Source organism: Methanobrevibacter sp. (genome assembly GCF_045539575.1).
Classification (GTDB): domain Archaea; phylum Methanobacteriota; class Methanobacteria; order Methanobacteriales; family Methanobacteriaceae; genus Methanocatella.
The window spans coordinates 18,009-27,130 of the sequence record NZ_JAZQFM010000045.1; the positions used below are offsets into that span (position 1 = coordinate 18,009).

At 35.4% G+C, this 9,122-nt stretch carries 12 protein-coding genes; 3 read left to right on the plus strand and 9 right to left on the minus strand.

Annotation, left to right across the window (positions count from 1 at the left end):
* The first annotated feature begins 38 nt into the window (after positions 1–38).
* Positions 39–617, plus strand: coding sequence for a dTMP kinase (gene tmk / locus ACKI30_RS05820; protein WP_292739928.1), 579 nt, complete (start codon positions 39–41; stop codon positions 615–617).
* A gap of 20 nt (positions 618–637) precedes the next feature.
* Here tmk and ACKI30_RS05825 read toward each other — a convergent pair whose 3' ends face one another.
* The 5 genes from ACKI30_RS05825 to mcm all read right to left on the minus strand — a co-directional run bounded on the left by ACKI30_RS05825 (position 638) and on the right by mcm (position 5,432).
* A complete protein-coding gene (locus ACKI30_RS05825) occupies positions 638–850 on the minus strand; it encodes a hypothetical protein (RefSeq protein ID WP_407410699.1) in 213 nt (70 codons plus the stop codon).
* Entirely contained in the window at positions 851–1,813 is a 963-nt protein-coding gene (locus tag ACKI30_RS05830; RefSeq protein WP_292739924.1) for a tyrosine--tRNA ligase, read from the minus strand.
* Positions 1,814–1,821: 8 nt separating this feature from the next.
* A complete protein-coding gene (locus tag ACKI30_RS05835; RefSeq protein WP_407410701.1) occupies positions 1,822–2,874 on the minus strand; it encodes a 60S ribosomal export protein NMD3 in 1,053 nt (350 codons plus the stop codon).
* Positions 2,875–2,899: 25 nt separating this feature from the next.
* On the minus strand, positions 2,900–3,307 hold the full coding sequence (locus ACKI30_RS05840) for a translation initiation factor IF-2 subunit beta (protein WP_067040760.1): 408 nt from the start codon (positions 3,305–3,307) through the stop codon (positions 2,900–2,902).
* Positions 3,308–3,431: 124 nt separating this feature from the next.
* Positions 3,432–5,432 (minus strand): minichromosome maintenance protein MCM, encoded by a 2,001-nt coding sequence (gene mcm, locus ACKI30_RS05845; protein ID WP_407410703.1) that lies wholly within the window; start codon positions 5,430–5,432, stop codon positions 3,432–3,434.
* Between the two features lie 127 nt (positions 5,433–5,559).
* Here mcm and ACKI30_RS05850 point away from each other — a divergent pair, with 127 nt between their 5' ends.
* On the plus strand, positions 5,560–5,979 hold the full coding sequence (locus ACKI30_RS05850; protein WP_407410705.1) for a hypothetical protein: 420 nt from the start codon (positions 5,560–5,562) through the stop codon (positions 5,977–5,979).
* 37 nt (positions 5,980–6,016) lie between these two features.
* On the opposite strand, the gene ACKI30_RS05855 is transcribed toward ACKI30_RS05850, so the two are convergent.
* The gene (locus ACKI30_RS05855) at positions 6,017–6,652 is read right to left on the minus strand and encodes an RlmE family RNA methyltransferase (protein ID WP_407410707.1); all 636 of its coding nucleotides are present in this window, start codon (positions 6,650–6,652) and stop codon (positions 6,017–6,019) included.
* Position 6,653: 1 nt separating this feature from the next.
* On the minus strand, positions 6,654–7,184 hold the full coding sequence (locus ACKI30_RS05860) for a metallophosphoesterase (RefSeq protein WP_407410709.1): 531 nt from the start codon (positions 7,182–7,184) through the stop codon (positions 6,654–6,656).
* Between the two features lie 128 nt (positions 7,185–7,312).
* On the opposite strand from ACKI30_RS05860, the gene ACKI30_RS05865 reads away from it, so the two are divergent.
* Positions 7,313–8,404 carry a formate--phosphoribosylaminoimidazolecarboxamide ligase gene (locus ACKI30_RS05865; RefSeq protein WP_407410711.1) on the plus strand — a complete coding sequence of 364 codons (1,092 nt, stop codon included), beginning with the start codon at positions 7,313–7,315 and terminating at the stop codon, positions 8,402–8,404.
* Positions 8,405–8,409: 5 nt separating this feature from the next.
* On the opposite strand, the gene ACKI30_RS05870 is transcribed toward ACKI30_RS05865, so the two are convergent.
* Positions 8,410–8,823, minus strand: a complete 414-nt coding sequence (locus tag ACKI30_RS05870) for a hypothetical protein (protein WP_407410713.1) — start codon at positions 8,821–8,823, stop codon at positions 8,410–8,412.
* Positions 8,824–8,841: 18 nt separating this feature from the next.
* On the minus strand, positions 8,842–9,122 hold a 281-nt coding region (locus ACKI30_RS05875; protein WP_407410715.1), incomplete at its 5' end, for a DUF5518 domain-containing protein.

A 9,122-nucleotide genomic window follows, 5' to 3' on the forward strand; every position in this document is an offset into this window, starting at 1 on the left:
TAATTAATTATATATTAAATTAAAACATATTCTATCATATGTATATTGTATTTGAAGGAATAGATGGTGCTGGTAAATCAACTCAGATTAACATGTTGAAGGAATGGCTTGAAGCTAATGGATTTAGGGTGGAAACATTGGTCGAGCCGACTGATTCTGAGGTTGGAAAGCTTATTCGCAAAATTCTGCAACGTCCAGATGCTACAACTGAAAGGCTTCAAAAGGTTTTGGGACTTCTTTTTGCAGCAGACAGGATGATGATAATGGATAAGCTGGAAGATGAATCAAAGATATTCATTTCAGACAGGTCATTTATTTCATCTCTTGCATATCAGGAACCTGCAGAATGGATTGAAGTTCTAAACAGATATGCCAAAAAGCCTGATTTACTGATCTTATTGGATTTGGATGTGAAAAAATCAGTTGCAAGAACATCCGGAAAGGACACCTTTGAAGATGAGGTATTTTTAACCGGTGTTAAAGAAAACTATCTGAATTTGGTTGATAACTATGAACATCAAATAATTGATGCAAACAATGGTGTAAACAAGGTTTCTTCAGATATTAAAAAAGCAGTAGCGCCATATCTTGGAATATGTCCTGATTGTATATTATAAAAATAAGTTATGGAGAATGATTATTCTCCGCCTTCTAATTCTTTTAATCTGTCACGAATTGCATTTTCTAAAAAGTCCCTAACTTTAACAAGCTCATCGTATTCTCCAATGATTTTTGGACCGAATTCTGTTTGTTCTAATTTGATATCAAACTTTTCGAATGCATGAGCAAGCATCTGTTCGCCAACACCGTTAGGTATTCCCATTTCGAATTCTTCTTTTTCTTCAACCATTTAATTTTCCTCCATGTATTTTCTGACTGGTTCAAAGAATTCAATTAAGAAGTCTTTAATTCCATTTTTCAAATCCATTGGGTGTAGGTTTCCTTCACTGAAATCTTTAATCAATTCATCATGTGTAAGTTCAATGTCTCCTCCGAATTTTTCAGGTCTTTTGATAAGTAGAGTATCTTGATTTGGGAAAACGAAGGTTTCTGCAATTTCAATCATTGGGTTTCCTTCAACTTCTCCTTGAGGACAGTAGCTCTTGTTGATTTTTTTGCTGATTTCTTCAACGGAGTCGTCTACTGCAATGTAGTTTCCTTTACTTGAAGACATTTTTGCGTCACCGTCAAGACCGTGCAATAACGGTGTGTGAATACAAACAGGTACGTTTTCGCCTATTTTTTCAAGGTTTTCACGTGCCAACATTTGGATTTTTCTTTGTTCCATTCCACCAAGTGCAATGTCAACTTTCAAAGCTGCCATGTCCACTGTTTGCATGATTGGATAAATTACGCTAGCTACTTTCGGATTGTCATCTGCACGACTTACTTGGTCCATACTTCTTCTGGCCCTTTTTAATGTAGTCATGGTAGCTAATTGATAAACTTTATCAGTATAATCTGGCTCTAATTGGAAAGATGATCCGTAAACATATTCTGTTGTTTCGTCAAGTCCTAAAGCTTGGAAACATTTTTTATTGTATTCTGCAGTTTCGGCTATTTCTTCAACAGTTCCTTTTCCATTTAAAAATGCGTGGTAATCTGCTAAAAGGATTTTGATTTTAAATCCTAATTTTTGCAATTGTTTTAATTTTTGTACAGTTACTGCATGTCCCAAATGGATTTTACCGGAAGGTTCATAACCTGTATAAGCTATAGGTTGTTCTTTAGCGAGAACTTCTTTTAATTCTTCTGTGTCTATAACTTCCAATGTTCCTTCTTCGATTAACTGAATTTTTTCTTCAATATTCATTTTATCACTTAAATTAATAAATAAACGTAACCATCAATTCTGATAAGTTTTACTTCTTCACCAACATTTAAATCTGCAAATTCGTCTTTCATGTCCAAATCAACTGCAGAATAATCGATTGGATCCAAAATTTGTATGATTTGTGGAGATTTTGAAATTACTGTTGTGGTTTCAATTTCATCTGCTTTTTTTACCAGGCCAATATCTTCCATATTTTTCATAGGGATATTGTGCTTCTTGTGTGTCGAAATATCAATTCCAACAAGGCTGTTTTTGCTAATGCTGTTTACTTGCATTATCTTATCTTCATATTTTATAAAGTCGTTAATTTCAAATTCAGGGATTCTGACTGAAATCCAAATCCTGTAAAGTCCTTTTCCGGTGGATTTGTCTTCGCTGATTAATCTTGGAGACTCTTTTATGATTCCTCCAAATTCCTCTTTCAAACTTTCAGCCACTTTTTTACCGGATTTAAAAGAACCTATATAATAGTCACGTCCCTCTTTAAGCCTAGCTATTTGAGGGCAGTATGCCAGTTTGTCTGATTTTGACTGCTTAATCAAAGTTCTTTCAACTACTTCATCGGCTTTTGCATATTCTTCGGATTTTATTTCTCTGTTATCTGCTCTAAACTGGATTACGGTTTCATAGTATCCGGATTGTACTTTGCTGCAAGTTGGACAAACTGTCTTTCTGATTTTAACCTGTGTGTCATGGGTTTCATCAATTTGGACTCCATGAACTTCTCCGGTAACTTCAACAAAACAATCGGCTATTGTACCTCTAATCTGGTCAATTTCAAGATTAATGATTTCATTTGAAACTTCATCTGCGATTTTTATATTTCTCTCGAGTGCCCTGTAGATAATTTCCTCTTCTGGAATGAACTCTTCGCTCCATTTTCCTTCTTCGAGCTTACTGTTGCAGTGGCTGCATATATGAACTTCAATATTTTTAGGAATCTCAATCATTTGAAACTCTTTTAAAAAACAGTCAATGCAGACATTGCCTACCATTTCCTTATCTGTACTTCCGCACTCTGGACAAAACATAATCATCAATGAAAATAAAATAAAAAAAGTAGAATTATAAAGATTTTAAAGGTGCTGTAGCACCGCATGCAGCACATTTAAGTAAGAATATTCTACCTTCTCTTATAATTCTTGTATCTGGTCTGTTACATTCGTGGCAAATTACGTATTTGTCCACATAATCTTCAATTCTTTCGTTGATTAGGTAGTGAGTAAATTTACCTTGTAAGATTGCTCTTTGACCTTCAATATTTCCTGCAGTACCTAATTCTCTCATTAAGAATTTTAATAAATGTTGTGGGTCTCTATTTAAACCTTCTGCAACATCTTTAAAGTTTTTAATAAAGGTTCTATTACCTTGGATATCTGAATAAGCTTTAGGGATTTTGAATCTTTTGTGTTCAAATACTTCAGGAGGTAATTGGTCTATTGCTCTTTCTAATAAATCTTCATATTTATCCATGTTATCTCTCCTATAAAAATCAGTATAAGTATAATATATTAAATTTAGTTTTAATCCTTTATTAATGTATTGTTAATGTAGGATTTTTGAAAAAATTTTAAAAAAAATAAAATTATGGAAAATATTAAGCGCGCTTAATATATCCAGTGGTTGGGAAGTAAATCAATCCTTTTTGATTTAAGTTTCTAACGAAGGATTCAACTTTATCTTCACTCATATCATATTTTTCTGCCATGTTGGAGACTAATACGTTCATCGGAGCTTGATCGCCAAATTCTTCTTCTAATAATCCAATTTCTTCCATTACCTTTTGCATTTTTTCTCTTTCGGAGGTAGGTGTTCTTCCTTCCATAACTTCTATGTCTATTTCTCCGGTTTCTGGGTCAACTCCTACTTCTTTAAGGCATGCCATTTGTAGTCTTACAGCTTTTTCAGCGTCTTCCTTATCAACAGTATCCTTAAGTTTGATTTTAGCACTTGCCTCAGATAGACGGATGATAGCTTCTAATTGCCTTGCTGTAATCGGAACAGGTCCTTGCTCTTCAGAGTTGCTGTTCCTTGTACTTACATAGAACTCCCTTAAAACCTGGTTAGCTTCATCGGTTAATTTCGGATTGCATGTCCTACGTGCATATGCAATATATTTTCTAAGTAAATCTGGTTCAATTTCATAATCAACAGTATTGGACTGGTGTATTTTTAAGATGTGGTCTGCTAATTTTGAATCCCCTTCGATACTAGGTTTGTCTTCAATTACAAAAATCAAATCGAAACGGGAAATAATTGGCGCAGGCAAATCAATTTGCTCTGCAAGCACTTTGAATCTGTCAAACCTTCCAAATTTAGGGTTTGCTGCTGCAAGAACTGAACATCTTGAGTTTAATGTTGCCATAATTCCTGCTTTTGCAATACTTACGGTTTGTTGTTCCAATGCTTCGTGAAGCGCGGATCGGTCTTCGGACCTCATTTTGTCCAGCTCGTCAACACATACGTTACCTTGGTCCCCAAGTACCAATGCACCTGCTTCCAGGGACCATCCGCCAAGCTCGTCCCTAACTGCTGCCGCAGTCAGACCGGCACCACTTGTACCTTTACCACTTGTATAGATACTTCTCGGAGCAAGTCTTGAAACATATTTCAAAATCTGAGATTTACCAATACCAGGGTCCCCTACAATCAGAATGTGAATGTCTCCTCTGAGTTTTGTCTCATCTTCCAGCTGTTTTGCAGCTCCTCCAAACAGTTGAAGTGCAATAGCTTCTTTTACATCACGATATCCTCTAATTGAAGGTGCGGTTGATTTGATAATTTTATCATAAATGTGTGGATCTTTTGATAATTCAATGATTTTTTCCTCGTCCTCTTCAGAGAGTTGCAATTCTTCAAATTCCTGTTCTAAAGGTTCAATGTGATTTACATAAATGTAATTTTTGAACTTGCCGCTTCTTTCTTCCCTGAATGTTCTTAGGGTTCCGGTGATTCTTACCTTATCTCCCGGATTCAATTCATCCACCAGGTCATCTTCAAGTATCATCAACATTTGTTTAGGTTCAGTTCCTCCGGATAGGTTTTCCAAAGGCTCCTGCATCCTTGCAGTTTGAGTGTCAATGTATTTTGATTCCTCTTGAAGCAATCTAAATGATCTTCCACCACATTCGCTACATAATGAAGGTTCTATGATTCTGTTACCGGAACTTTGCTCAACCTCATGCAATCTCATACATCCTCTACATTCAAAAACACCGGTTTCAATACGAGGTCTTATCTCATCAGTTTTTCTTACAATACCGTCTGCTGCAACAAATGTTCCAATGTATTTACTTAACAGGTCTTTTAGCTGTATTACATTGGAAAGATTTTCAAAACGAATATTAATGTCAGCATCCTTTACAAGCGGGTCGATATTTTTTATAGCGGTTTGGGCAGCTTCAATAACTTCCTCAGGCTTGTCAATTAACAAATCCGCCAAGTCTGGATCAAACATTTCCAATGCATTGTAATCTACATTGAGTGATCGTTCGTCAGGGTATTTTTCGAGAATTTCAAACACATCATCCTTATATGATGTTGCGAAAAACTCTTCAAATTTTATGATTGATGTTTGAGATTTTGCAGTAGAATTCATTAATTTTTATTAAGATTTCACACTATAAAAAAATATTGTATGAGAGCATTTGACGAGTAAAAAATTTATATAGTAAAATTAATAAAATTATTAGTTACATAAAACTTTTTGTTAATTTGAGGTTAATATGAGAAAATCAAGATTAGGCTTATTCAAATCCACTTCTATGCTGATTTCTGTGGTTGGAATCATCATGATAATCTCCACAATCATAGTTGTGGCATATGTTGGATACAGTATTGTTTCATCAGGGATTACAAATGAAATATCCTCTGGTACTCAATATGATGAGCTTGCAGAGTTAAAATCTTCATATGATAATCTGTCAGTTCAGTTTGATAGTGTTAAAGCAACTTATTACTCTGGTAGCTCTGATGATATTCAAACATATAATGATGCGAAAATTGAGCTGTCACGGGCAAATTCGGCTATTGAAAATGTGCAGAGTGCATTGGATGCAGGTAAACCGTCCAATGAAGTAGATAGTAGGATTGTTTTTGCCAAAGAAAAATTAGAAGCAGCTTACAGTGCATACAACAATCTTTAATTTTTCTTTTTTCTATTTTTTAAATATTTAAAATGGTTTATTTTCTTCGTTTTTTCTGACGTTTATTCGGCATATATTCCAGTCCCACAACATACATTTCAGAACTTTTTTTACGGGATGATGCTGGTTTGGTTGTTCTTACATGTCTGAATTTGGTTTTAAGTGAATCTAACATCTCTTTATATTCTGGGCCCTGAAATACTTTCATTACGAGGTTTCCCTTTGGTTCCAGGATATTTTCAGCTATTCCGATAACTGAATATGTTAAGTCTATTGACCTGAGCTGGTCGATATTTTTGATTCCGCTTAATGACGGTGATGCATCGGACATGACTACTTTTGCTTTTCCGCCGATTATCTCCATAATTTTTTCCTGAACTTCGGGGGTTGTGAAATCGCCCCTCATTCCGTAATAATTCTCTTCATGGAATTTTTTGAATCTGTTTAAGTCAACACCTACGACGAGTCCTTCTTCTCCAACCTTTTCCAAGGCTACCTGTGACCATCCTCCGGGTGCTGCACCCAAATCAACAACGGTATTTCCTTCTTTGATAATCTTAAATCTTTTATCGAGCTGTTTGAGTTTATATGATGCTCTTGAACGATATTCTTCTTTTTTAGCTTTTTTATAATATGGATCGTTATGCTTTTCTACTTGCCATCTACTTCCCATTCTAATCCCTCTTATATTTGTCAAAATCCAATGCGCTGCAGACAGGAGCTCCAACTTTAACGATTTCCACATCCACTTCCTTGTCGTTTATTTCAAGAAGCATCACTGTTCTGTCTGCTAGTCTTGGCACAATAGGGCTTCCAGGATTTATTAACAATACTCCATCTGTTTTTTCTATTTTTGGTTGGTGGGAGTGGCCTGAAACCAGTATGTCTGCACCTAACTCTTTTGCCAGGTATACTAACTGTTGTGTGTCTGCTCTTGGATATACTTCTCCGTGCACTACTCCAATTTTTAGGCCTTCAGCTTCTATGGTTTTAGCTTTAGGCAGGTTAATTCCATTAGCTCTGTCCATATTTCCCTGAACTGCCATTACAGGAGCTATTTTTTCCAGTTCCTCAATGACTTTAAGTGATGTCAAGTCTCCAGCATGTATGATTAAGTCAACTCCTTCAAATGCATCAATGACATTTTGAGGTATTATTCTAGCCCTGTCGGGAATATGTGTGTCTGAAATTAAACCGATTAACATTTTATCTTATCCTTTAAAATTCATGATTATATTTGTGTGTCATTATTTTTAATGTTAATTAAAATGACAACTATTATAAATTCCCAAAAATATATATAATATTATCATTCTTTTAGGAGAAGGTATAAATGGGAGAAGTTAAAAAGGAAGACATTTTGGATATTTTGGCTAACTATGATAAAGACGAAATCACAATAGCTACTCTTGGAAGCCACACTTCTTTACACATCTTGCAAGGTGCAAAGGAAGAAGGATTCAGAACAGCTATTGTTTGTCAAAAAGGTAGAGAAGTTCCATATCAAAGATTTGATGTTGCTGATGAATACATTATCGTCGATGAATTCAAGGACATTGTAAATGAAGATGTTCAACAAAAACTTAGAGATATGAATGCTATTGTTATTCCTCACGGTTCATTTGTTGCATATGCAGGTCTTGACAATGTTGAAGACAAGTTCAATGTTCCAATGTTCGGTAACAGAGATGTTCTTAGATGGGAAGCAGAAAGAGACAAGGAAAGAGCACTTCTTGTTGAAGGTGATGTGAGAATTCCATTCAAATACAACGACCCTTCAGAAATTGACAGGCCGGTAATGGTCAAGTTCCCTGGTGCAAGAGGTGGAAGAGGATACTTTGTTGCATCCTCTACTGAAGAATTTGATGCAAAAATTGAAGCTATGAAAGCACGTGGATGGTTAGAAGACAGTGATGTTGAAGCAGCACACATTGAAGAGTATGTTTCAGGATGTAATTACTGTATTCACTATTTCTACTCAGCACTTGATGATACAGTTGAATTAATGGGTATGGATACAAGATATGAATCAAGCATTGACGGTTTTGTAAGAATGCCTGCAAAAGATCAATTGGACATTGACTTAAGCCCATCTTATGTAGTAACCGGTAACCACCCTGCAGTAATTCGTGAATCTTTACTCCCTCAGGTATTTGACATTGCTGACAAGTTAACTGAAAGTGCTAAAAAATTAGTTGCTCCAGGATTAAACGGTCCATTCTGTATGCAAACCTTAGTAAATGATAATTTAGAAGTAATCTGTTTTGAAATCAGTGCAAGAACTGATGGTGGTACAAACACATTTATGGATGGTTCCCCTTACTCCTACTTAACATATGGTAAACCAATGAGTATGGGTAGAAGAATCGCTTTAGAAATTAAACGTGGTATAGAAAGAGATGAATTAGAAAAAATAATAACATAGTGTTATTATTTATTCTTTTTATTTTTATTTTTATTTTTTTCAATATTCTGTTTTTTCTCATATTCAGCTAATGCTTTTACACGATTTGCTTTTGTCCATGCACCAACAAGACCAACAAAAGCACCAACAAGAATGATTATTAAGGTTACAGTCATTATTCCGTTTTCAGTTACAAAGAATCCTGAAAAAGTTCCCATGTATCCCTGTAAGGTTAATACAACAATTGGAGTTGCACCTAGAGCTCCTAATATTGCTCCTTTTTTAATGCTGTCTTGTCCATATCCGATATACAATAGGCCTATTGCTGAGAATGGATACAGCCAATCATTGATTTGATATCCGAATAGTATGAATGCTGCAGCTATTGCCGCACCAAATACTAAAGCTTTAATGTTTATGTCTGGTAAGAATTTCATCATGTTATTTTACTCCAAAATTTAGTCTTTAGAAGCTATTGCTCCTCCAAGCGCTCCTGTAATTCCCATTACAATTGCATAATATATTAAGGATTCGATTATTGCTATAATACCTGCAGTCCCTGAAAGGGTAAATCCGGTCAAACCTCCAAAGATTCCGACAAGACTTCCTCCGAATGTTGCAAGTAATATGAATAATATTGCACTGATTATTGTGCCCAATGCTCCGGCAACTGCGGCATTCCACATCCCCCCTAAGGCTCCTGAATGTGCAATGTAGCCGGTAATAAATCCTACGATTA

Bases quoted from the DNA above. Each gene is read 5' to 3' on its own strand.
- ACKI30_RS05860 (WP_407410709.1), bottom strand. From the start codon at position 7,184: ATGTTAATCGGTTTAATTTCAGACACACATATTCCCGACAGGGCTAGA.
- ACKI30_RS05830 (WP_292739924.1), bottom strand. From the start codon at position 1,813: ATGAATATTGAAGAAAAAATTCAGTTAATCGAAGAAGGAACATTGGAA.
- ACKI30_RS05855 (WP_407410707.1), bottom strand. From the start codon at position 6,652: ATGGGAAGTAGATGGCAAGTAGAAAAGCATAACGATCCATATTATAAA.
- ACKI30_RS05850 (WP_407410705.1), top strand. From the start codon at position 5,560: ATGAGAAAATCAAGATTAGGCTTATTCAAATCCACTTCTATGCTGATT.
- mcm (WP_407410703.1), bottom strand. From the start codon at position 5,432: ATGAATTCTACTGCAAAATCTCAAACATCAATCATAAAATTTGAAGAG.
- ACKI30_RS05865 (WP_407410711.1), top strand. From the start codon at position 7,313: ATGGGAGAAGTTAAAAAGGAAGACATTTTGGATATTTTGGCTAACTAT.
- tmk (WP_292739928.1), top strand. From the start codon at position 39: ATGTATATTGTATTTGAAGGAATAGATGGTGCTGGTAAATCAACTCAG.
- ACKI30_RS05870 (WP_407410713.1), bottom strand. From the start codon at position 8,823: ATGATGAAATTCTTACCAGACATAAACATTAAAGCTTTAGTATTTGGT.
- ACKI30_RS05825 (WP_407410699.1), bottom strand. From the start codon at position 850: ATGGTTGAAGAAAAAGAAGAATTCGAAATGGGAATACCTAACGGTGTT.
- ACKI30_RS05840 (WP_067040760.1), bottom strand. From the start codon at position 3,307: ATGGATAAATATGAAGATTTATTAGAAAGAGCAATAGACCAATTACCT.